Below are 20,721 nucleotides of genomic sequence, written 5' to 3'. Positions count from 1 at the left end.
CCCAACGTGCCGCGCATCGTCTTTATCCGGCACGGTGAGACCGACTGGAACGCCGAAGGGCGCTTCCAGGGCCAGAAGGATATCCCGCTCAATCAGCACGGTCGCAGCCAGGCCCGCCGTAACGGCGAGACGCTGAAGACACGAATGCCGGAGGCCATCGATTTCGACTTCGTGGCGAGCCCGCTGGCCCGCACGCGTGAGACGATGGAGATCGTGCGCGGCGCTATGGGCCTCGATCCCTCCGCCTATCATGTCGATCCGATCCTGAAGGAGATCACCTTCGGCCATTGGGAAGGCTACACGTCGTCCGAGTTGCACGCCCAATGGCCTGATCTCGTCGCCGCTCGCGAAGCGGACAAATGGAGCTTCACCCCGCCCTTCGGCGAAAGCTACAGCGATCTTTCGGTGCGGATTGGTGCCTGGCTCGACACGGTCGAGAGCGACACCGTCGCGGTGTCGCATGGGGGGGTCTGCCGGGTCCTTCTGGGCCTCCTGCAGGGTCTCGACCCGGAAACCGCACCGGTGCTGAATATCCGTCAGGACCGTGTCATGATCTGGGACGGCGAACATGTGATCTGGGTGTGACGAGGCTTCGCTGCGAGCCGGGCTGGGAGATGATATGGGCCGCCTGACAGATTTGTTTCGACGCGAGCGGCCAGCGTCGCCGCCGCCGCCGCCAACCGATGCGGCTTCGGCCAAGGTGATCGCCTTCTACGATGCGTTCACCGATTATGATGCGCAGGCCAATCAAGGCTGGCTCGGGCCTCAGGTCTCGTTCGGCCTTGTCTATCCTCATCTTGCCCCCAGCCAGCACATCGTTGATTTCGGTGTCGGCACGGGACTTGGTGCCGCGCTGTTCCGCAAGGCCGGCTGCACGATCATCGGGCTCGACGCCTCGGCTGGATTACTCGCGGCCTGCGGTGCCAAGGGTATCTGCGAGGCGCTTCATCTCCACGATCTCAACCAAGCGCCATATCCGATTGAATCAGCCTCTGCGGATCACATCGTCTGCAATGGTGTGCTGCACTTCATCCCCGATCTCGGTGTCGTCCTGGATGAGGCGAACCGCATCCTGCGGCCCGGCGGCGCGTTTTATTTCGACGTCGCCCGGATCCTTTCGCCGCCGAATCCGGAGGCGCGCGAAGGGATCGCCACTGGGTCCGGACAGCGGATGATCCTGCATCCCGACGCGGCGATCCAGGAATTGTTGGCTGCACGAGGCCTCAAGGTCTCGGCGAGCCTGCCCTATTTCTTCTTCGACGAGATGTTCGAGATCGACGGAATCGTGACGCTCACCCGCCTGCATTTCCAGGCCTATCTCTGTCACAAGCCAGCCTGAGCGGAGCCCTGCGGGCAACAATCATTGACACGTGAACGACAGGGTCGGCCGAACGGACGCGTTCGAAAATCGTTCAGCGCGGCTCGATGACTCCGGACCGGTCGGTCAGTATCGTCGTCAAGCTGGCAGGATAACGGCCGCCATGCCGGAACATCCGGCCTATGCAATCACTGCCTGGGGACCGGACCGGAAGCAAATGGCGCAGTCTCCCGCCGCTGCAAAGCCACTTGCTCGATCGGACCGCATCCCCGTCTGCTTTTTGCGGGTAGTCCTGAGGGCAAGACGGCCTCCCTGGGGTGGGGGAGGCCGTCTCGGGGGAGGTCAGGGGTCCACTGTTTCCAGGAGACCAGTATCGGTCAGTCAGCGAGCGCGGTCGGGATCGAACGCGCCAATGCCCTGATTGTTGCCGGAATAGGTGACGCCGACATTCTCGCCCGGAATAAATCCGATCAGCACGGTCGGGTTCGAGAACGTGTAGGTCTCGCCGTTCCGCAGCGTCAATGTGCCTGTTGCGGGATTGACTTGGCTGATGGTGCCCCGGGTCTCCTGGGCAGCCATAGCAGAGCCTGCCGAAACAAGGAGGCCGATCGTAGCGGCAGCTATCATAAGTCCACGCATAGTATTCACTCCGTAGTCCCGTTTGTGCGGCTCACGCGGGTGTGGAGCAGTTCCCTACCGATCCGCCGCGCCCGTTGCCGACGCGGTTGAAATGGGCCTGTCACGCCCAAGATGAAAGTCACAAGGATGTGACTCCACCGCGCCCTTGAATTCATTGGGTGTCTGACGTCATGAGCGGTCGAGGGCCGAAAAGAGGCATTTCATGCTCCGAAACGGATCAAACCGACCGGTTCGATTGCAAGGAACGCCCCTGTTTCACAAATGCGTGATCATAGATAAGGCTGATCGTAGCAACGCTTATAATCAAAGATATGAGATTTAATCGGCTCTCATTTGTAAGCGTGGGCACGGTCATCCCGCCCACACGCCGTATCAGTGTTTGACGGCATCGCGCTGGCTTTCTAGAACCCGTCCTGAAGCCCGGGATCGATCCATGTCGCACAACACATTCGGCCATCTCTTTCGCGTGACCACCTGGGGCGAAAGCCATGGTCCGGCGCTCGGGGCGATCATCGACGGATGCCCTCCGCGAATCGCTGTCTCCGAGGCCGAAATTCAGGGCTGGCTCGACAAGCGCCGGCCCGGGCAGTCGCGCTTCACGACGCAGCGCCGCGAGCCGGACGAGGTCCGCATCCTCTCCGGTGTATTGCTTCAGGACGATGGCACGCTGCTGACCACCGGCACGCCGATCGCGCTCGAAATCCAGAATGTCGACCAGCGCTCCAAGGACTATGGCGATATCAAGGATCGCTACCGACCCGGCCATGCCGACTTCACCTATGACACCAAGTATGGCATCCGCGATTATCGCGGCGGCGGACGATCCTCGGCGCGTGAGACCGCAGCGCGTGTTGCGGCCGGTGCGATCGCGCGGAAGGTCGTGCCGGGCGTCAGCATTCGGGGCGCACTGGTCCAGATCGGTCCGCATGCGATCGACCGCAGCCGGTGGAACTGGAACGAGGTCGACAACAATCCTTTCTTTTGCCCCGATCCGGTCACGGCGACGCTTTGGGAAGAGTATCTCGACGGCATCCGCAAGGCCGGTTCATCCGTGGGAGCGGTGATCGAAATCGTGGCAGAAGGAGTGCCGGCCGGCCTTGGCGCGCCCATCTATGCCAAGCTCGACCAGGATATCGCTGCGCTGCTGATGTCGATCAATGCCGTCAAGGGCGTCGAGATCGGCGAAGGTTTCGCCGCTGCTGCGCTGACCGGCGAGGAGAATGCCGACGAGATGCGGATCGGCAATGACGGCGAGCCGCTGTTCCTTTCCAATCACGCCGGCGGCATCCTTGGTGGCATTTCGACCGGTCAGCCCATCATTGCTCGTTTTGCGGTGAAGCCGACCTCATCGATCCTGACGACGCGCCGCTCGATCACTGCGGCCGGCGACGAGGTCGATGTGATGACGAAGGGCCGTCACGATCCTTGCGTCGGCATCCGCGCGGTGCCGATCGGCGAGGCGATGGTCGCCTGCGCCGTCGCGGACCACTTTTTGCGCCATCGGGGTCAAAACGGTTAAGTCTCTTCTGCGTTTAATGCGCGCGCCCGGGGGTGCTTCCGGTCCAGCAAAGAACGTCAGGAGAGACAGACATGCCGACCCGCCTTTCCCGCCCGATATTGTGGGCTGCCGCCGCGCTCGGGGCCTCGGCGCTGTCGCCGCTCTGCGGGCAGGCCTTGGCTGCGCAGGCGACGGCGGGCGCGCTCAAGGACTACAAGGATTGGGTCGTTGGCTGCGACAATGCCCGCGCCTGCGTAGCGATCGGCATGACCTCGGACGACAGCTCGCTCTCCGGCTATCTTCGCATCGCGCGCGATGGTGCTGCAGATGCGGTTCCGGCAGTGTCGTTTGTTGTCTATCCCCCTGATGATGCGACGGCCAAGCCGAAAGTGCCGACCGTCCGCCTGTCGCTGGACGCCCACAAGGAAGGTGGGCTGCCGACCGGCGCTCTGCCGCTCGAAGCCAATGGCGATCTCTATCGGCTGACGCTGCCCGCCAGCGCGGTGCCGGATCTTCTTGCCGCCCTTCGGTCAGCCAAGAAGATTACGATCAACCTCTATGACGGCAACAAGAAGCTCAGTAGCCAGGTGGTCTCCCTCGCCGGTTCCGCCGCGGCGCTTCTGCAGATGGACGATACGCAGAAGCGGATCGGCACCGTGACGGCACTGGTCAAGAAGGGCGATGCCGGCGCTGACACGATTCCGCCGGTGCCCGCGCTGCCGGTCGTCACGTCGCTGCCTGTCGCAGAAATGGCCGATCCGTTGCCCAAGGCACCGAAGTCGGCCGCCAAGCCGTCCTCGGACTGCATGGAAGGCACATCCCCCTATGTCGCCTTCTCGCTGCCCGGCGGGGCCTCGCTCTGGGGCGCCTGCGCCTCGACCGGTGCCTATAACTTTGCCTATGACTTCCGCCTCTTCGTGGACGGCAAGCCGGGCCAGAAGTGGAGTTCGCAGGTTCCGGGCGTGAAGCCGGATGATCCGACCTGGCTCTGGAACGCCTATGTCGATGATACCAGCAAGACGCTGAATTCCGCCTTCAAGGGACGCGGCCTCGGCGATTGCGGCGACTTCACCGAATGGGCTTTCGACGGCAAAGGCTTCGTCGCACTGACCTATCAGGCCATGGACAATTGCCGCGGCGTGATGCCGGATGACTGGCCGGTGCTCTACCGCGCGCAGAAGGGCTGATCACCCCTTCTCGAAGGCGGCGACCACCTCGACATGGGCCGACCAGAGAAATTGGTCGACGGGCGTGACGCGGGTGAGTCGATAGCCGCCATCGATCAGGATGCGGGCGTCGCGGGCGAGCGTCGCCGGATTGCAGGAGACGGCGACGATCCGCGGCACCGCGGATTTCGCCAGCATCTCGCATTGCGCCTTGGCGCCGGCGCGCGGCGGATCGAAAACCACTGCCTTGAACGGCTTCAGTTCCGGCGGCGCCATCGGATTGAGCATCAGATCGCGTCGCCGCGTCGTCACCGTCTTGATGCCCTTGGAAAAGCGCATCGAGCGGTCGAGCGCCTTGAGGAGACCGGCGTCGTTTTCGACGGCCAACACCGGGAAGCGGCGGGCGAGGCGAAGCGTGAACGTGCCGATGCCTGAGAAGAGATCGACCGCCGGCCCGACCTTGCCGATCGAGGCATCCACGAGGTCGGCGAGCGCCTGCTCGGAGGGCGCCGCGGCCTGCAGGAAGCCGCCGGCGGCTGGATAAAGCACCGTGTCGCCGTGGCGAAGCTCAGGTTGGCGGCTGGTTGCGATCTCCACGCCATCGATGGTGAGACGCGCCAACCAACCCTCAGCGACATTGCGGCCGAGCGATTCGAAATCCGTCCGACGCGGGGTGATGCCGCCTTCGATCGCGACATCGAGGCCCGTGTCGGTGGCTGTGACGATCATCTTGCCGCGCTTGGCACGTGCGAGAACCGTGATCGCAAGGGTACGAAGGCGCGCGAGGCGGCTTTCGATCGCGGGGACGGTCAGCGGACATTCCTCGATATCGAGAAGGTCATGGCTGTCGCGGCGGTTGAAGCCGAGCAACGCGCGGTCGCCGTCACGCTCGATGGTGAAGACGGCGCGCCGACGCGTATGCGGGGCCAGCGGCACCAGCGGCTCGACATCGACGTCGATGCCGCGCTGCGCGAACGCCGTTTCCACGAGGTCGCGCTTCCAAGCCGCATAGGCTGCCGGTGCGATATGCTGGACGCTGCATCCTCCACAACTACCGAAATGCCGGCAGGACGGCGTGACGCGGTCCGGTACAGCTTCGATGACCGAGATGAGCCGGGCGCGCTCGCCCATGACCTCCGCCTCGACGGTTTCGCCGGGCAGGGTGAACGGCACGAAGATCTTCGCGCCGTTTCGCTCGGCGACGCCGTCGCCCTCATGACCGAGGGATGTGATCTGGAGCCGTTCGGCCATCAGGTCTCTGCTTTCCGTGCACCGAGTAGAAACTCGTGATTGCCGTCGCCGCCGGCGATCGGCGAGGGGATCAGGCCGTCCACGGTCCAGCCCATGCTGTCCGCGAGCCATGCGGCGATCGCTTCGGCCGCCGCATTGCCCTCGGCGGGATCGCGGACAATGCCGCCCTTGCCGATGCCTGCGCGGCCGACTTCGAATTGCGGCTTGACGAGGAACAGGCCCCACGCGCCGGGCTCGGCGAGGTGGAGCGCTGGCGGCAAGGCGAGGCGAAGTGAAATGAACGACACGTCGGAGACGACGGCCTCGATCGGCTCGCCGAGATCATCGGCAACGAGGTCGCGAGCATTGAGCCCCTCGCGCGACTGGACGCGCGGGTCGGCCGCGATGCGTGGGTCGAGCTGCCCATGGCCGACATCGATCGCATGAACCTTGGCCGCGCCATGCTCGAGCAGAACCTCGGTGAAGCCGCCGGTCGAGGCGCCGATATCGAGCGCCGTGCGCCCGGCTGCGTCATAGCCAAAATGGTCCAGACCAGCGACGAGCTTCAGCGCCGCGCGGGAAACATAGCGCGCGGCCGGATCATCGAGCGCCAGCGCGGCGTCGGGCGCAACCGTGAAGGACGGCTTTGCCACCGGCTTGCCGTCGACACGGACATGACCGCGCAACACAGCGTCGCGGGCGCGCGCACGGGTCGGAGCGAGGCCGCGTGCCACCAGCGCCTGGTCGAGGCGGAGCGCGCGGTCATTGGTGGAAGGGCTGTTCATGGTCGCGGAGAAATGAAGCGGATGCCCTGGCGAAGCAAGCTTATTCGCGCCGTCACATCAGCATGCCGGTCTCGCCGGATACCTCGCGAGCTTTGAGGATCGCCACGAAGCTGGCAACCGCGACCGCGACGATCAGGCAGGCGAGGCCGACGAAGTAGAAGCTGGCTGCGGCGAGCATGGACCCGGAACCGAAGCATATGATGGCCCGAAAGAAGGCCATGAAGTGGCGCCGCGCATCTGCGCTAGCCATGCTGGGACGCCCGGTGATGAGATCCATCAGATCGATGGCAAACTGCGTCGTGGTGCCGGTCAGGATCGTCGACGGCGGATCGCTGGCGAGATGCATCCGCTGCACCGCGTTCTGGATGGCCATCGCGCTGACGCCCGTCAGTCCGGCCAGCATGGCCATGGGCGCATCGCCGTTGGCGAACGGGCCGAACGTCACGGCCAAGAGGAAGAAAACGCCGAGCAGCACCGCCTGGGCCGAGAACAGGGCAGGCATCGACGCACGTCCGCGATCGGCGAGGCGATTGCCGGCAAACCGCGTCAGAGCGACCGCGGTGATGAAGACGGGGATGGCCAGCATCTTGGTGAGGACGCCCGACGTGCCGAGCACCAATGACGCGCCGAGCGTCACGAAATTGCCGGTGACATGCGATGTGAACAGACCCTGCAGTCCGAGAAAGCCGGCCGTATCGACGAAACCGCCATTGAAGCCGAGTAGCACGGCGAGCGGAATGGCAGGCATTCGCATGATGGGTCTCCGAGACGACGCGATATCGCGCCCAATCATCGGCGGAGGATAGCGGCGGCGGCGTGGATCGTCATCGAACGAGGGATGCGACAGATCGGCGTCGTGGTGCCGTTTTGCTGCGGCGCAAATAGACGACAAGACATCATCGGCGACTTATCGTCATTTTGCTCGTCGGTCATGCATCCGCTTCCGGTCATCCAAGCTTAATGTTAAGAACTGTTCCAGAAGGCTATGAACCGGGGGGATTTCATGCGCCACGCGACGCTGCTGTCATCATTTGTTGCCGGATTGACCTTAGCTTTCGTCGGCGGCTCGGCCGCAGCGGACGATCCACTCGTCGCGCGCGGCGCCTATCTGGTCAATGGACCGGTCGCCTGCGGCAGTTGCCACACGCCGCTCGGCCCAGACTTCAGGCCGATCATGGACAAGACGCTCGCCGGCGGGTTCCATTTCGACGAGCCAGCTTTCAACGCCTATTCGGCCAACATCACGCCGGACAAGGAAACCGGCATCGGCGGCTGGACCGACGAGGAAATCATCCATGCTATCCGTGAAGGAGCGCAGAAGGACGGCCGTATCATATTCCCGCCGATGCCCGTTCCAACCTACAACAACATGTCGGACGACGATGTGAAGGCGATCGTTGCCTATCTGCGCACCGTCAAGCCGGTCAAAAACGCCGTGCCGATGGCGAGATACAACATTCCCCAGCAGGCCATGCCGCCCGCAAAAGGACTGCCGGCGCCGCCGAAATCCGACAAGGTTGCCTATGGCGGCTATATCGTGAATGCGCTCGGCCATTGCTTCGAGTGCCACACCACGCCGGGCCCACAGGGCGCGCCGGATTTTGCCGGCCATCTCGGAGCCGGCGGCTTCGAAATTACGCTCGGGCCGAGCATGTCGGTGCGGACCGCCAACATCACGCCTGACAAGGAAACCGGCATTGGGACATGGACCGACGCGCAGATCGCGCGTGCCATCACCGAGGGGATCGGTGAGGATGGTCACAGGCTGGCTCCGCCGATGGCCTATGACTATTACAAGAACATGACCGCCGATGATGTCGATGCCGTGGTTGCCTACTTGCGCACCATCCCGCCGATCAACAACAAGGTCGAACGGACCGCCTTCCAGCAGAAGGCCTTTCCCTGATGAGGAACACAGCGGATGCGGAGATGGAGACAGGCTCTGCAGGCCTTGGTTCTTGTCGCGGGCACCTTTGGCGCTTTCTCCTCCCAGGCTCTGGCTGATCCCGGCGCCGATATCCGCGCGCGCCTTCTGCACTGGACGGATGATTTCAACGCCGGCCGCAAGAGCGAGGTCTGCGATCTCTTCTCGAAGGACCTGATCTCCGACTATCGCGGGCAGGGTGAGGCGGGTTACGCGACCCGCTGTCGCCTGCTCACCCGTGCCATTGATGATCCGGCGCGTACATTCCGCTACGTGCCAGAGATCAAGGAAGTTATCGTCGAAGGCGACCTCGCCGTGGTCAGGCTCGATTGGACGCTGACCGTCACGCCGGGCGAAATCAAGGTGGTTGAACCTGGCATGGACATCTTCCGCAAGGAAGCCGACGGCCATTGGCGGATCATCCGCTTCATGGCCTATGAGGAAGAGGGGGCGGCGCGCTAGGCCTTTCGCGGGTCAAGCGGACGCGCCCGCGCAGCGCGGACATGTGCGATAAAGGCCGCGAGCCCCGCTGAGGGTAGTCTCTGCCGAGGATAATAGAGGCAGAGGCCCGGAAAAGCGGGTGTCCAGCTCGCGAGCGCGCGCAGCAGCCGGCCGGATGCGAGGTCTTCGCGCGCCGCGCGCTCCGTCACATAAGCGAGCCCCGCGCCATCCCGCGCCGCCCGAAGGCTGAGGTCGTGGCTGCCGAGCGTCAGTCGGCCCGGCGGGTCGATGACGACCGTTTCGCCCTGGTGCTCGAATTCCCAGCGATGAATAGCCCCGCTCGCCATGCGCGTGCGAATGCACGCATGCGCGAAGAGATCGCCCGGAACGGCCAGGGGTGGCCGGCTGGCGAAGTAGCCCGGTGTGCCGACAACGGAGAACGCCTCGTCGTTACCCACGGGCACGGCGACCATGTCCTGCGGCACCGCCTCGGCAAGGCGAAGGCCGGCGTCGAAGCCGGTGGCGACAATATCGACCAGTCGGCCGTCGCTGGCGATGTCGACGCGCATGTCTGGATAGGCATCCAGGAAATCGAGCACGAGCGGCAGCACCCGTTCGACGGAGCCTTCCGATCCGTTGAGGCGCAGAAGCCCCGCCGGTGTGGCGCGGAAGCGATTGACCATCTCGACCGCCGCCGAAATGTCGTGTAGCGCCGGCCTGACGCGCTCAAGGAAGTCGGAGCCCGCCTCGGTCAGGGCGACGCTGCGGGTCGTCCGATTGAAGAGACGCACGCCGAGGCGGCGCTCGATGCTGGCGATGGCGTGGCTCAGAGAGGATGGCGGAATGCCGAGCTCGACCGCGGCGGCGCGGAAGTTTCGCGTGGCCGCCACGGTCGCCACCGCGTTGAGATCACCAAGACTGAGGTCGGCGGTCATTGTCCAATTCGCTGCATCGCGCCATGCGAGATTGAACGGATTATCACATCAATCGTCGCGCCGCATATGTGTTGCTCCAGACGAAGGAGCCTTCCATGCCCAACACCGTCCTCATCACTGGCTGCTCAAGCGGCTTCGGCGAAGCCACTGCGCATCATTTTGCCGATCGCGGCTGGAACGTTGTCGCGACCATGCGCAAACCGGAAGCAGGAGGCGCACTCGCCACTCGCGACCGCGTCCTTGTCACGGGCCTCGATGTCGAGGACCCGTCCAGCATCGACGCCGCCATCGCCGCGGGGATCGGACGGTTCGGCCGCATCGACGTTCTCGTCAACAATGCCGGCTTCGGCCTCTTCGGCATCTTCGAACAGACACCCCGCGCGCAGATCGCGCAGCAATTCGCGGTCAATCTGTTCGGATTGATGGACGTTACACGCGCCATTCTTCCGCATTTTCGCGCCCATCGCTCGGGTGTCATCATCAATGTCAGCTCGGGCGCCGGTGTCTTCGCGCTGCCGATGATCTCGCTTTATGTCGCCTCGAAATTCGCGCTCGAAGGCTTCTCGGAGTCGCTCTCCTATGAGCTCGCTTCTGTTGGTGTCGCCGTTAAGGTGGTCGAGCCAGGCGGCGTCACGAGCACCCGCTTCGGCGAGCGCAGCGCCGCCGAGGCGGGCGAGGTCGAGCGGATCGCGGATTATGACGCCTTCATCGCCGGTGCGGAGGCGGTGTTCGCGGGCCTGCGTAAAGGGCGGGCTGGTGCCACAAGCGAAGAGGTCGCGGAGGTGATCTTCGCGGCCGCGACAGATGGAACCGACCGGCTGCGCTATGTCGCGACCAAGGACATCGAACCGCTGGTACGCGCCCGTCGCGAAACCTCTGAGGATGCCTATATGGCGTTCATGCGCGCGCGTGTGGCGCCGAAGCTGCCCGCCTGATCGCAGGCAGAGTGTTGCGGTGGCCGGTTCAGCCGGCCATCAGCTGCTTCAGCTTGGCCATCACGGTCGCCTCGTCTTCCTGGTAGTCGACGGTGCCAACCAGGTCGCCATCGGCATTCAGCATATAGACGGCGGCCGTGTGGTCCATGGCGTAGTCGTCGCCATCGCCGACCTTCTTCGAATAGACCCGGAAGGCCTTGAGCATCGGGTCGAGCTTGTCGCGCGGGCCCGTCAACCCGGTGATGCGCGGATCGAAGGCCTGTAGATAATTGCCGAGCTGTTCCACGGTGTCGCGTTCGGGATCGACGGTGACGAAATAGACCTTCAGCCGGTCCCCGTCGGGACCTAGCGCCTTCAGCCAGTTCGAGGCTTGCAGCAGGGTTGTAGGGCAGACATCAGGGCAGAAGGTGTACCCGAAGAACATCAGCGAGGGATGACCCTTCAGATCCGCCTCGGTGACGGGGTTACCCTTCTGGTCGATGAGGCTGAACGGACCGCCGATGCTGCTCGCCATCAACCGGCCGCCGGTCTCGGCGCGCCAGGCATAGGCGGCAACGCCGAGCACGGCCACGGCGACGATGAGCCAGAGGACGATCCGGAAAAGATGGATCGGGCGGGATACGGCTTTGCGGGGAGCTTTCATGCCGAAGAGATAGCGGCTCAGCCGCACCGGCGCAAAATCACGTTATGCCGAGCAGCGCCGCCAGCGCGATCACGCGCTGCGAATCACAGCCGCTTCGCTATCCCGTCCAAGCGCCTCGAACACCGTCGCGACGATGCCGCGCGAATCGAGCCCAGCCTTTGAGACCATCGCTTCGGGCTTATCCTGCTCGACGAAGAAGTCCGGCATCACCAGCGAGCGGATTCTGAGTCCGCGATCGAACGCACCCGCTCCGGCGAGGAACGACAGCACCTGTGTGCCGAAGCCGCCTGACGCGCCTTCCTCGATCGTAATGACGACTTCGTGGTTGCGGGCGAGGTCGAGTACCAGTCTCGTATCGAGCGGCTTGGCGAAACGGGCATCCGCAACGGTGGTCGGCAGCCCATAGGCATCGAGCTCCTCGGCAGCCTTCATCGCGTCGGCAAGTCGGGTGCCGAACGAGAGAATGGCGACTTTCGACCCTTCCTTGACGATCCGGCCGCGGCCGATCTCGAGCACTTCGCCACGTGCCGGCAATTCGATGCCCACGCCTTCGCCACGCGGATAGCGGAAGGAGGAGGGGGCGTCATCGATGGCGACGGCGGTCGCGATCATGTGCACGAGTTCGGCTTCGTCGGACGGCGCCATCACCACCATGCCGGGCAAGGCGGTCAGGAACCCCGTGTCGAACGAGCCGGCATGCGTCGGCCCATCGGCGCCGACAAAGCCAGCACGGTCGATCGCAAAGCGCACGGGCAGCTTCTGGATCGCCACGTCATGCACGATCTGGTCGTAGCCGCGCTGCAGGAAGGTCGAATAGATGGCGCAGAACGGCTTGAATCCCTCCGAGGCAAGGCCCGCAGCGAAGGTGACGGCATGCTGTTCGGCGATGCCGACATCAAAGGTTCGGGCCGGAAAGGCCTGGCCGAACAGATCGAGCCCAGTGCCGGATGGCATTGCGGCGGTGATCGCCACGACCTTTTCGTCCCGCTCGGCTTCCTTGATCAGGCTTTCGGCGAAGACGCGGGTATAGCTCGGCGCATTCGGCGTTGCTTTGGCCTGCTTGCCGGTGATGACATCGAAGCGGTTGACGCCATGATATTTGTCGGCGGCCGCTTCAGCCGGCGCATAGCCCTTGCCCTTCTGGGTCACGACATGCAGCAGGATCGGTCCCTGCGGCGCATCGCGCAGGTTGCGCAGCACCGGCAGGAGGTGATCGAGATTGTGACCGTCGATCGGCCCGACATAATAGAAGCCGAGCTCCTCGAACAGCGTGCCGCCGGTCCAGAAACCGCGCGCATATTCCTCGGTGCGCTTCGCCTTATCGTGGAAGAAACGCGGCAGGTGGCTCGCGAGTTGCTTCGCCACCTCGCGGATCGAGCGATAGGCCCGGCCGGAAACGAGGCGCGCGAGATAGGCTGACATCGCGCCGACGGGCGGCGCTATCGACATGTCATTGTCGTTCAAGACGACGATGAGCCGCGAGCGGAGTGCACCGGCGTTGTTCATCGCCTCATAGGCCATGCCTGCCGACATCGCGCCGTCGCCGATCACGCAGACGACGGCGTTGTCGCTGCCTGAAAGATCGCGGGCGACCGCCATGCCGAGCCCGGCGGAAATCGATGTCGATGAATGCGCGGCGCCGAACGGGTCGAACGGGCTTTCGGCGCGGCGGGTGAAGCCGGAAAGGCCGCCCGGCTGGCGCAGCGTCCGGATGCGCTTGCGGCGCCCGGTCAGGATCTTGTGCGGATAGGCCTGATGTCCGACGTCCCAGATGATGCGGTCGCGTGGCGTGTCGAACACATAGTGCAAGGCAACAGTGAGCTCGACCACGCCGAGCCCCGCACCGAGGTGGCCCCCGGTCACGGAAACGGCGTTGATCGTCTCAGCGCGAAGTTCCTCGGCGAGCTGGGTGAGCGCGCTTTCCGGAAGCTGCCGCAGGTCTTGCGGATTGACGACGCTGTCGAGGAGGGGCGTATCGAGCTTGCCGGTCATCTCAAGTCGAGTTTGTTTGCGTTCGACACGGTTACACGAGCCGCAGGTCCGAGGCAACGCGGCGACGATTGTGCAGGACTCGCAATGTGCCTGTGATCACTTGGAAAAGCGGTGCCGACTGGGAGTAACGACCTCGGACCGCCTGCAGAGAATGGCGGAATCGCGCGTGATATCTGGTTTCCAGCTTGACCTTGGCGTTGGCGCGGATCGATGATCATCGCCGGCTGCAGCGCGGCCATCCGTCTCGCAATTCATACCGAACCATTCGTGTCATGCGGTTGACGCGCTCCCTGGCGCGAACGTGTGGGCGCGACGCAACATCGGGCTCGCCTTGGCGGGCCAGGGGGCCTTCATGTTCTGCCTTTTCCGCGGCGCTGCCGTCCTGGCGGCTCTGGTCGCGCTGTCCGCTTTCCCGACCATCGAGGCAGCATGGGCCGATGAGTCTACGCCCGTCGCGGCCGGCGTGAGCTATGAGCCGATCGGCCATTGGGATGCCGCCAAGCTGAACGAGATTCTGACGACCGAAGCCCCAAAGGTCTTCGGCGTTTCAGTGACTTACTCGCCCGCCGTCAATGGCGTGCAGCTCTATCGCGTGACCTACCCGTCGGTCGTTCCGGAGCGCGGCAACAAGCCGATCGTCGCCACGGGCCTCCTCGCCATTCCCGATACCGGCGGCAAGGACTTTCCGCTCGTCTCCTACCAGCACGGCACGGTCTACGGCAAAGAGGACGTTCCCTCCTATCCTGAGAATTCCTCCGAAACGGAGCTGATGCTCGCCCAGTTCGCCGGCCAAGGCTATGCGCTCATCGGCGCGGACTATTTTGGGATGGGGGCCTCGAAGGAGCCTGAAGGCTATGGCGTGAAGGGCAGCCACCAGCAGGCGACCTTCGATATGCTGCTGGCGGCGCGCGCCGTCATGGGCAGCATGGGTCTCTCGACGTCGAAGCTCTTCCTCGGCGGCTGGTCACAGGGCGGCTATGTCACCATGGCCTTCTTGGAGAAACTGGAAAAATCCGGCGTCGCGGTTTCAGCCGCCTCGACGGCTTCCGGCCCCGCCGACCTTTATTCCTTCCTCAGCGGATTTCTCGATTTTCCACGCGAGAATGACGCCTCCTGGATCTCGATCCTTTACGTGCTGTCCAGCTTCTCGTTCGAGCACTATTACGGCATGCCGGGTCTCGCGCGCTCTTTCGTCAACGAGGATTATTATGAAACGGCTCGCAAGATCTACGAGCGCGAATCAAGCGATATCAGCGCGCTGCCGACCGATCTGAAGAAGCTCATACGGCCGGAATATTTTGATCCGACCTTCTTCGCCGAAAGCGCCTATGGCCGGATTGCGGCCGCGTCGGACGCCTTCCGCTGGATCATCAAGACGCCGGTGCGCAGTTATTACGGCGAGTCCGATGAAGTGGTCTCGGTGGGCCTCGCCAAGCTCGCTATGAACTATCAAGAGGGTATCGGCGGCGGCAACACGGCCGTTGAGGCGATCTCGACTGGCAAGACCGATCATCGCGGCACGTTCGCGACGGCCGTCGCGCAATGGAAGATCTGGTTCGATAGCCTCAAATAGCGCGCTTTCGCCGCTAGGCGGCCTATCCTGCAAGCGGCCATTCGTGGCTAGTCTGTCTGCCTTGTCATCTGGAGAGCTACCCCGTGATCCGCCACACCGTCGTCTTCCGTCTTCACCACGCGAAGGGCTCCGCCCCGGAGGCGGCCTTTCTCGATGCCGCACGCGTGCTGGGGCGCATTCCCGGCGTCGAAGCCTTCGAGCGGCTGCGTCAAGTGAGCCCGAAGAACGGCTTCGATTTCGGCTTTTCGATGGAATTTGCCGATGCGTCGGCCTATGAGGGCTACAACACCCATCCGGACCACGTCGCTTTCGTGCGCGACCGCTGGATCCCCGAAGTCGCCGAATTCCTCGAGATCGACTACGCGCCGCTTTGATTCTGAAGGGCGAAGGGAGGGGCGCCTCACTCCGGCAGCGGGATGAACTCGCTTTCGTCGCCGAACACCTTGTCGAAGCGGCCGGCCTTCCACTCTGCCTTTGCCTGGTCGATCCGCTCCTTCGACGAGGAGACGAAGTTCCACCATATGTGACGCGGGCCATCCATTGGGGCGCCGCCGACCAGCAGCAGCCTTGAGGCGCTCCGGGCGCGGACGGTGATCGGATCGCCGGGTCGGAGCACCAGCAGGCGCCCCGCCTCGAAGACATCGCCTGCGATCTCGATCTCGCCTTCGAACAGATAGAGGCCGCGCTCTACATGGGCCGGATCGATCGGAACGCTGCTGCCGGGCTGAAGCACCAGTTCGGCATAGATGGTGTCGCTGAAGGTCTCGACGGGTGAGTTCTCGCCCCAAGCTTCGCCGATGATCAGGCGGACCTTGGCGCCGCCCGCCTCGATCTCGGGCAGGCTGGCGCCATCATGATGATGAAAGCGAGGGGCGACCTCCTCATGCGTCTTCGGCAGCGCCACCCAGGTCTGCAGGCCGGAGAGGCGGCGGTCATTCGCACTGTGCCGGAACGCTTCGCTCGAACGCTCGCTATGCGCGATGCCGCGCCCGGCGGTCATCCAGTTGACGTCGCCGGGGCGAACCGCGGCCTCGACCCCGGTCGAATCGCGATGGATGATCTCGCCGTCGAAGAGATAGGTCACGGTGGCAAGGCCGATATGAGGATGCGGCCGCACATCAAGGCCCTCGCCGGAGGGAAAATCGCCAGGGCCCATCTGATCGAGGAAGATAAACGGCCCGATCATGCGCCGCTTGGCTGTCGGCAGCGCGCGGCGAACGAGAAAGCCGCCAATATCGGCGGTTCTGGGAACCACCACCAGTTCGACAGCGTCGCTTGACGCCGCGTCACCGAAAACAGGGTCCTTGTCCGAAGCTCCGCTCATGGCGTCCCCTTTCCCGCTGGCTGCATTCTCCAGAATTGGCGACGATGCTGCCCGACTGAAAGGACCGTCCGTGACGACGCACCGTTCACGAAGTGCGGGTCACGCTTCGACGTCGAGCGGCTCGGTACCGGTCGCTTGGCCCGATGCGCCTGTCCGGATCTTCTCGACCTTGGCCTCGGCCTGCGCCAGCAGGGCCTCGCAATGCTTCTTCAGGACCTCGCCGCGCTCATAGATTCGGATCGACTCCTCGAGCGGAACATCGCCGCGTTCGAGATGGCCGACGATCGATTCGAGCTCGGCGAGCGCCTTCTCGAAGGAGAGGTCGGCGATCGGCGTGGCCGTCTCGGTCATGGTTCGTTCTCCCGGTACATCGTCATGTTTTCCGTCATCCACCGCCGCGACGCAAGCGCGGCGCCTGTGGCCGTCACATATGCAGCCGGGCTATGCTGAGCCATATGGCGGAATCGGAAGGACCGTGACCAATGGATTGGACCGTAGGCTTCAAGTTCTTTGCGGCCCTGTTTGCGATCATGAATCCACTGACCACGCTACCGGTCTTTCTTGCCATGACAGGCGGGCAAGACGCCGCCAGCAGCCGGCGCACGGCGCTCGCCATGATCGCGACGGTCACCATCGGCAGCGTGATCTGCGCTTTGATCGGCAGGGCGCTGCTCAACGTGTTCGGCATCGATATCCCGCATTTCCGCCTGGCAGGCGGGCTCATCGTGCTGCTCATCGCGCTGTCGATGTTGAATGGCGAGGATCATCCCTCCCACGCGGGGACGCCCTCGGAACAAGCCAAGTTCCCCTCGGCTTCCAGCATCGGCATCTATCCGCTCGGCATTCCGATCGCATTCGGACCGGGGACGATGGCAACCGTCATCGTCTTCGCGCAGACCTCGGCTGAAGCGGGCGCGATCGGCGTCTATGCCATCACGCTCGCCCTCTATCTCGTATTCTTCGGCATCGCCACACTAGCCGCGCCATTCATCAGCCACTGGATGTCGCCCATGACGCTGTCGCTAACCCGCCGGCTGATGGGGCTGGTGCTGGCGTCCATCGCGATGGAAATGATAGTCGGCTCGCTCGGAAAGCTTTTTCCCGGCTGGCTCGGCTAGGCGCTGGCCATCAGCCGCGTGACATGGGCGGCGACGGATCCGGCCAGTCCTTTCAGGTCATAGCCGCCTTCGAGGATGCTGACGATACGCCCGCTGCAGTCCCGTTCGGCCCGTTGCATCAAGACGTCGGTCGCCCAGGCGAAATCTTCCTCGCGCAGTTCGAGGCCGCCGAGCGGATCGCGCCAATGAGCGTCGAAGCCAGCTGAGATGATGATGAGGTCGGGGCGGAAAGCGTCGAGCGCCGGCAGGAGGCGCGTTTCGAATGCCGCGCGGAACGCTTCTCCATCCGCGCCTGGCGGCAGCGGTGCATTGACGATGTTGCCGGCGCCGGTTTCCGAGGCGGCGCCTGTGCCGGGATAGAGTGGCATCTGGTGCGTCGATGCATACAGGACGGATGGATCATCCCAAAAGATCGCCTGCGTACCGTTGCCATGATGCACGTCCCAATCGATGATCGCGACGCGTTCAGCGCCATGCGCCCTCTGGGCATGGCGCGCCGCAATCGCGGCCTGATTGAAGAAGCAGAAGCCCATCGCCTGTTCGGGCTCGGCGTGATGGCCGGGCGGGCGCATGGCACAAAAGGCGTTCGCCACGCGGCGTTCCATCACGGCGTCGACCGCCTGACACGCGCCACCGACGGCGGTCAGCGCCGCTTCCAGTGTCTTGGGCGACATGATCGTGTCCGCGTCGAGCCGGCCCATGCCTTCGCTGGGGCTGGCGTGGCGCAGGGCATCGAGATGAGCGCGGGGATGGCAGAGCAGAACCATCGCCTCGTCGGCCATCTCGGCACGTTCGCGGAGCAGCCCATCGAAGCCGGGCTCGGCGAGCGCGGCCTCGACCGCGATGATGCGCTCGGGGCGTTCAGGATGGCCGAAGGGAACGATGTGCCGGGCGAAGATCGGATTTCCGATCAGGAGCGTCGCCATGGATATCCGCCTCGCAAGGGTTGCGCGCAGCCGCGTGCCGGGCGCTTCGTTCATAGCAGGACGAACAACGCGCAGCGAGCCCCGGACGATCCCTGACGCGCCTGCGGAAGCCGATTCTGCGTCCGTACGGCATTCTCTGGGCCGGTGTGACCTTGACGGCGCTGCTCGGCTGGTCTCTTGAAGCGGCGATGCAAGCGCATGGGAACAACGGGACGGCGGGATGATCAGGTCAGCCTTTGACGCGGCGGCGATCCGCGATGCCGTCGAGGTGCTCGCCGCCGGCGGCCTCGTCGCCATGCCGACCGAGACGGTTTATGGCCTTGCCGCCGACGCGTGCAGCGGCGAGGCGGTGGCGCGCATCTATGCCGCCAAGGGGCGCCCGCGCTTCAACCCTCTCATCGCCCATGTCGCGGATCTCGCCGCCGCCGAAAAATTGGCGATGTTCGATCCGCTGTCGCGGCGCCTCGCAGAAGCGTTCTGGCCGGGACCGCTGACGCTGGTTCTGTCGAAGCGCAGCGATACAGGCCTGTCGGATCTTGCTACAGCGGGCCTCGATACCGTCGCGGTCCGCGTTCCGGCCCATCCGGCGGCGCAGGCGCTGCTCCGCGCGTTCGAAGGCCCGCTGGCCGCGCCGAGCGCAAATCGCTCCGGTCATGTCAGTCCGACCACGGCGGCCCATGTCGAGGCGGATCTCGGCGATGTCGTCCCGATCATCCTCGATGCCGGGCCAAGCGCGGTCGGTGTCGAATCGACGATCCTCTGCATCGTGGACGGGACAGTTCATCTCCTGCGTGCGGGCGGCCTCGCTCGCGAGGCGATCGAAGCGCTGGCGGGAAGGCCCGTCATCATTGCCGGGCTCGATGATCCCGAAGCTCCCGTCGCGCCGGGACAGCTCGCCTCCCACTACGCACCGTCCGCGCCCGTGCGCCTCGATGTTGCGGATGTTCGTCCGGGCGAGGCGCTGATTGCGTTCGGCCTTCGTCTGCCGCACGGGGCGGAGGAGGCTGTCGCGATCATCAATCTCAGCCCGCGCGGCGATCTCGTCGAGGCAGCTGCCGGACTTTTCGCAGCTCTCCGCCAGCTCGACGGCAAGGCATCGGCGATCGCGGTCTCGCCGATCCCCAATGAAGGGCTCGGAGAGGCGATCCGCGACCGCCTCGCCCGCGCCGCCGCGCCGCGGCCGGAGGACTGAGCGTCAGGCCCCGTATTCCGGCCCCCGCACGCTATAGCGGTTGCTGTCCCGCCAGCGCTGCATCAAGGCTTCGAGCTCAGGATCCACTGTCTCAGGCAGCATGATGCGAAGCGCGACCAGAAGGTCGCCATGGCCGCCCGTCGTCGTCGGTAGCCCCTTGCCCTTCAGCCGCATGACGCGGCCGCCATTCGAATTGGCCGGCACGGTCATGGTCACCGAACCACCAAGAGTTGGTACGCGCACCTTCGCGCCGAGAACCGCTTCGTCGAGCGTTACGGGAAGGTCGACGCGCAGATTGTCCCCCTCAACCTTGAACAGCGGATGGGGGATGAACTCGACCGTGACCATGGCGTCGCCAGCCGGGCCGCCATCCTGGCTTGCCCAGCCCTGTCCGCGCAGGCGGATCTGCTTGCCGGAGCGCGTGCCTGGCGGGATCGCGACTTCCAGCGTGCGGCCGGTCGGAAGTTCGGCGCGGACCTTCTCGCCAAGAACGATCTGTTCCAGCGTCACCGCCACGGCGGCATTGACGTCCTCGCCAGGCGTGCGCGTCTGCTGCGGCCGGGGGCCGGCGCCCCGTCGCCCGCCGAAGCCTGCCCGGCTTGAGAAGCCTGAGAGAATCTCGGACAGAATGTCGTCGTCGGTCGCGCCGCCACCCTCATTCGTCCAGCGGAAGCTCTGTGCGCCAGGCCCGGGGCGCGGACCCCGGCTCGAAAAGCCCTGAAAATCATCGAAGCCGCCGCCCTGGAAGCGCGGTTTGCCGTCGGCGCCGATCTCGCCGCGGTCGAACTTCTCGCGCTTTTCCTTGTCGCCGACGATCTCATAGGCGGAATTGAGTTCGGCGAACCGATCCTGCGCCTTCGGATCGTCCTTGTTGCGATCAGGGTGCGATGACTTGGCGAGGCGTCGGAACGCCTTCTTGATTTCGGCTTCGCTCGCCGTCTTCTCGACGCCGAGCACCTGATATGGATCACGCATGAAAACCCCCTCGACGGGCAGAATTCGCTCCCGGTCCGCAGACCCGGGATCGTCAGGTCATATAAGAAGACCTAGGAATTGATTCCAGTCGAGGGACTTGCAGATCA

The 20,721-nt window shown here is 64.4% G+C and carries 23 protein-coding genes; 11 read left to right on the top strand and 12 right to left on the bottom strand.

Going from position 1 to position 20,721, the window contains the following annotated elements:
* The first annotated feature begins 6 nt into the window (after positions 1 to 6).
* A complete protein-coding gene (locus tag BUB39_RS02770; RefSeq protein WP_084526847.1) occupies positions 7 to 585 on the top strand; it encodes a histidine phosphatase family protein in 579 nt (192 codons plus the stop codon).
* 34 nt (positions 586 to 619) lie between these two features.
* The gene (locus tag BUB39_RS02765; RefSeq protein ID WP_073051500.1) at positions 620 to 1,339 is read left to right on the top strand and encodes a class I SAM-dependent DNA methyltransferase; all 720 of its coding nucleotides are present in this window, start codon (positions 620 to 622) and stop codon (positions 1,337 to 1,339) included.
* Positions 1,340 to 1,699: 360 nt separating this feature from the next.
* Here BUB39_RS02765 and BUB39_RS02760 read toward each other — a convergent pair whose 3' ends face one another.
* Positions 1,700 to 1,957: a DUF1344 domain-containing protein gene (locus BUB39_RS02760; protein ID WP_073051499.1), complete on the bottom strand. Its 258-nt coding sequence runs from the start codon at positions 1,955 to 1,957 to the stop codon at positions 1,700 to 1,702.
* Positions 1,958 to 2,390: 433 nt separating this feature from the next.
* On the opposite strand from BUB39_RS02760, the gene aroC reads away from it, so the two are divergent.
* Together aroC and BUB39_RS02750 are read left to right on the top strand one after the other, a co-directional pair.
* Positions 2,391 to 3,476: a chorismate synthase gene (aroC, locus tag BUB39_RS02755; protein WP_073051498.1), complete on the top strand. Its 1,086-nt coding sequence runs from the start codon at positions 2,391 to 2,393 to the stop codon at positions 3,474 to 3,476.
* 71 nt (positions 3,477 to 3,547) lie between these two features.
* Entirely contained in the window at positions 3,548 to 4,642 is a 1,095-nt protein-coding gene (locus BUB39_RS02750; RefSeq protein WP_073051497.1) for a DUF1176 domain-containing protein, read from the top strand.
* Here the strand turns inward: BUB39_RS02750 and BUB39_RS02745 are convergent, their stop codons facing one another.
* Genes BUB39_RS02745 through BUB39_RS25390 form a run of 4 tightly spaced genes read right to left on the bottom strand, consistent with a single transcriptional unit; the run spans position 4,643 to position 7,569 of the window.
* Positions 4,643 to 5,872 carry a class I SAM-dependent RNA methyltransferase gene (locus BUB39_RS02745; protein ID WP_073051496.1) on the bottom strand — a complete coding sequence of 410 codons (1,230 nt, stop codon included), beginning with the start codon at positions 5,870 to 5,872 and terminating at the stop codon, positions 4,643 to 4,645.
* The gene (locus BUB39_RS02740) at positions 5,872 to 6,636 is read right to left on the bottom strand and encodes a TlyA family RNA methyltransferase (protein ID WP_073051495.1); all 765 of its coding nucleotides are present in this window, start codon (positions 6,634 to 6,636) and stop codon (positions 5,872 to 5,874) included. Before BUB39_RS02740 ends, BUB39_RS02745 begins: the two co-directional genes overlap by 1 nt.
* Positions 6,637 to 6,688: 52 nt before the next feature.
* Entirely contained in the window at positions 6,689 to 7,390 is a 702-nt protein-coding gene (locus BUB39_RS02735; RefSeq protein ID WP_084526846.1) for a YoaK family protein, read from the bottom strand.
* Between the two features lie 35 nt (positions 7,391 to 7,425).
* A complete protein-coding gene (locus tag BUB39_RS25390) occupies positions 7,426 to 7,569 on the bottom strand; it encodes a hypothetical protein (RefSeq protein ID WP_175561709.1) in 144 nt (47 codons plus the stop codon).
* A 70-nt stretch (positions 7,570 to 7,639) separates the two neighbouring features.
* On the opposite strand from BUB39_RS25390, the gene BUB39_RS02730 reads away from it, so the two are divergent.
* Together BUB39_RS02730 and BUB39_RS02725 are read left to right on the top strand one after the other, a co-directional pair.
* A complete protein-coding gene (locus BUB39_RS02730; RefSeq protein ID WP_073051493.1) occupies positions 7,640 to 8,542 on the top strand; it encodes a c-type cytochrome in 903 nt (300 codons plus the stop codon).
* A gap of 15 nt (positions 8,543 to 8,557) precedes the next feature.
* Positions 8,558 to 9,022 (top strand): YybH family protein, encoded by a 465-nt coding sequence (locus BUB39_RS02725; protein WP_139251320.1) that lies wholly within the window; start codon positions 8,558 to 8,560, stop codon positions 9,020 to 9,022.
* On the opposite strand, the gene BUB39_RS02720 is transcribed toward BUB39_RS02725, so the two are convergent.
* Positions 9,019 to 9,936, bottom strand: a complete 918-nt coding sequence (locus tag BUB39_RS02720; protein WP_073051491.1) for a LysR family transcriptional regulator — start codon at positions 9,934 to 9,936, stop codon at positions 9,019 to 9,021. The genes BUB39_RS02725 and BUB39_RS02720 overlap by 4 nt on opposite strands.
* A gap of 95 nt (positions 9,937 to 10,031) precedes the next feature.
* Between BUB39_RS02720 and BUB39_RS02715 the strand changes: the two genes are divergently transcribed.
* Positions 10,032 to 10,871, top strand: a complete 840-nt coding sequence (locus BUB39_RS02715) for an SDR family oxidoreductase (protein ID WP_073051490.1) — start codon at positions 10,032 to 10,034, stop codon at positions 10,869 to 10,871.
* A gap of 28 nt (positions 10,872 to 10,899) precedes the next feature.
* Here the strand turns inward: BUB39_RS02715 and BUB39_RS02710 are convergent, their stop codons facing one another.
* Complete coding sequence (locus tag BUB39_RS02710; RefSeq protein WP_244540127.1) at positions 10,900 to 11,541, bottom strand: SCO family protein; 642 nt, start codon at positions 11,539 to 11,541, stop codon at positions 10,900 to 10,902.
* A 42-nt stretch (positions 11,542 to 11,583) separates the two neighbouring features.
* The gene (dxs, locus tag BUB39_RS02705) at positions 11,584 to 13,506 is read right to left on the bottom strand and encodes a 1-deoxy-D-xylulose-5-phosphate synthase (protein ID WP_073051489.1); all 1,923 of its coding nucleotides are present in this window, start codon (positions 13,504 to 13,506) and stop codon (positions 11,584 to 11,586) included.
* Between the two features lie 352 nt (positions 13,507 to 13,858).
* On the opposite strand from dxs, the gene BUB39_RS02700 reads away from it, so the two are divergent.
* Positions 13,859 to 15,079 carry an alpha/beta hydrolase family protein gene (locus BUB39_RS02700; RefSeq protein WP_073052704.1) on the top strand — a complete coding sequence of 407 codons (1,221 nt, stop codon included), beginning with the start codon at positions 13,859 to 13,861 and terminating at the stop codon, positions 15,077 to 15,079.
* 83 nt (positions 15,080 to 15,162) lie between these two features.
* Positions 15,163 to 15,453 carry a Dabb family protein gene (locus BUB39_RS02695; protein WP_073051488.1) on the top strand — a complete coding sequence of 97 codons (291 nt, stop codon included), beginning with the start codon at positions 15,163 to 15,165 and terminating at the stop codon, positions 15,451 to 15,453.
* A 26-nt stretch (positions 15,454 to 15,479) separates the two neighbouring features.
* Here the strand turns inward: BUB39_RS02695 and BUB39_RS02690 are convergent, their stop codons facing one another.
* Positions 15,480 to 16,403, bottom strand: a complete 924-nt coding sequence (locus BUB39_RS02690; protein WP_073051487.1) for a pirin family protein — start codon at positions 16,401 to 16,403, stop codon at positions 15,480 to 15,482.
* A 99-nt stretch (positions 16,404 to 16,502) separates the two neighbouring features.
* Entirely contained in the window at positions 16,503 to 16,754 is a 252-nt protein-coding gene (locus tag BUB39_RS02685; RefSeq protein WP_073051486.1) for an exodeoxyribonuclease VII small subunit, read from the bottom strand.
* Between the two features lie 131 nt (positions 16,755 to 16,885).
* On the opposite strand from BUB39_RS02685, the gene BUB39_RS02680 reads away from it, so the two are divergent.
* Positions 16,886 to 17,521, top strand: a complete 636-nt coding sequence (locus tag BUB39_RS02680; protein WP_073051485.1) for a MarC family protein — start codon at positions 16,886 to 16,888, stop codon at positions 17,519 to 17,521.
* Here the strand turns inward: BUB39_RS02680 and BUB39_RS02675 are convergent.
* On the bottom strand, positions 17,518 to 18,447 hold the full coding sequence (locus tag BUB39_RS02675; RefSeq protein WP_073051484.1) for a histone deacetylase family protein: 930 nt from the start codon (positions 18,445 to 18,447) through the stop codon (positions 17,518 to 17,520). The two genes, BUB39_RS02680 and BUB39_RS02675, sit on opposite strands and share 4 nt — an antisense overlap.
* Before the next feature lie 220 nt (positions 18,448 to 18,667).
* Here BUB39_RS02675 and BUB39_RS02670 point away from each other — a divergent pair, with 220 nt between their 5' ends.
* The gene (locus BUB39_RS02670; protein ID WP_073051483.1) at positions 18,668 to 19,639 is read left to right on the top strand and encodes an L-threonylcarbamoyladenylate synthase; all 972 of its coding nucleotides are present in this window, start codon (positions 18,668 to 18,670) and stop codon (positions 19,637 to 19,639) included.
* Between the two features lie 3 nt (positions 19,640 to 19,642).
* Here BUB39_RS02670 and BUB39_RS02665 read toward each other — a convergent pair whose 3' ends face one another.
* Positions 19,643 to 20,614, bottom strand: coding sequence for a DnaJ C-terminal domain-containing protein (locus tag BUB39_RS02665; protein WP_073051482.1), 972 nt, complete (start codon positions 20,612 to 20,614; stop codon positions 19,643 to 19,645).
* Positions 20,615 to 20,721 lie beyond the last annotated feature (107 nt).

The organism is Kaistia soli DSM 19436, assembly GCF_900129325.1.
Taxonomy (GTDB): Bacteria; Pseudomonadota; Alphaproteobacteria; order Rhizobiales; family Kaistiaceae; genus Kaistia; species Kaistia soli.
This window is presented reverse-complemented; position numbering and strand designations above follow the sequence as displayed.

Excerpts from the sequence above, each read along its gene's own strand:
- BUB39_RS02765 (WP_073051500.1), top strand. The coding sequence starts at position 620 with ATGGGCCGCCTGACAGATTTGTTTCGACGCGAGCGGCCAGCGTCGCCG.
- BUB39_RS02760 (WP_073051499.1), bottom strand. The coding sequence starts at position 1,957 with ATGCGTGGACTTATGATAGCTGCCGCTACGATCGGCCTCCTTGTTTCG.
- aroC (WP_073051498.1), top strand. The coding sequence starts at position 2,391 with ATGTCGCACAACACATTCGGCCATCTCTTTCGCGTGACCACCTGGGGC.
- BUB39_RS02750 (WP_073051497.1), top strand. The coding sequence starts at position 3,548 with ATGCCGACCCGCCTTTCCCGCCCGATATTGTGGGCTGCCGCCGCGCTC.
- BUB39_RS02745 (WP_073051496.1), bottom strand. The coding sequence starts at position 5,872 with ATGGCCGAACGGCTCCAGATCACATCCCTCGGTCATGAGGGCGACGGC.
- BUB39_RS02740 (WP_073051495.1), bottom strand. The coding sequence starts at position 6,636 with ATGAACAGCCCTTCCACCAATGACCGCGCGCTCCGCCTCGACCAGGCG.
- BUB39_RS02735 (WP_084526846.1), bottom strand. The coding sequence starts at position 7,390 with ATGCGAATGCCTGCCATTCCGCTCGCCGTGCTACTCGGCTTCAATGGC.
- BUB39_RS25390 (WP_175561709.1), bottom strand. The coding sequence starts at position 7,569 with ATGACCGACGAGCAAAATGACGATAAGTCGCCGATGATGTCTTGTCGT.
- BUB39_RS02730 (WP_073051493.1), top strand. The coding sequence starts at position 7,640 with ATGCGCCACGCGACGCTGCTGTCATCATTTGTTGCCGGATTGACCTTA.
- BUB39_RS02725 (WP_139251320.1), top strand. The coding sequence starts at position 8,558 with ATGCGGAGATGGAGACAGGCTCTGCAGGCCTTGGTTCTTGTCGCGGGC.
- BUB39_RS02720 (WP_073051491.1), bottom strand. The coding sequence starts at position 9,936 with ATGACCGCCGACCTCAGTCTTGGTGATCTCAACGCGGTGGCGACCGTG.
- BUB39_RS02715 (WP_073051490.1), top strand. The coding sequence starts at position 10,032 with ATGCCCAACACCGTCCTCATCACTGGCTGCTCAAGCGGCTTCGGCGAA.
- dxs (WP_073051489.1), bottom strand. The coding sequence starts at position 13,506 with ATGACCGGCAAGCTCGATACGCCCCTCCTCGACAGCGTCGTCAATCCG.
- BUB39_RS02700 (WP_073052704.1), top strand. The coding sequence starts at position 13,859 with ATGTTCTGCCTTTTCCGCGGCGCTGCCGTCCTGGCGGCTCTGGTCGCG.
- BUB39_RS02690 (WP_073051487.1), bottom strand. The coding sequence starts at position 16,403 with ATGAGCGGAGCTTCGGACAAGGACCCTGTTTTCGGTGACGCGGCGTCA.
- BUB39_RS02685 (WP_073051486.1), bottom strand. The coding sequence starts at position 16,754 with ATGACCGAGACGGCCACGCCGATCGCCGACCTCTCCTTCGAGAAGGCG.
- BUB39_RS02680 (WP_073051485.1), top strand. The coding sequence starts at position 16,886 with ATGGATTGGACCGTAGGCTTCAAGTTCTTTGCGGCCCTGTTTGCGATC.
- BUB39_RS02675 (WP_073051484.1), bottom strand. The coding sequence starts at position 18,447 with ATGGCGACGCTCCTGATCGGAAATCCGATCTTCGCCCGGCACATCGTT.
- BUB39_RS02670 (WP_073051483.1), top strand. The coding sequence starts at position 18,668 with ATGATCAGGTCAGCCTTTGACGCGGCGGCGATCCGCGATGCCGTCGAG.
- BUB39_RS02665 (WP_073051482.1), bottom strand. The coding sequence starts at position 20,614 with ATGCGTGATCCATATCAGGTGCTCGGCGTCGAGAAGACGGCGAGCGAA.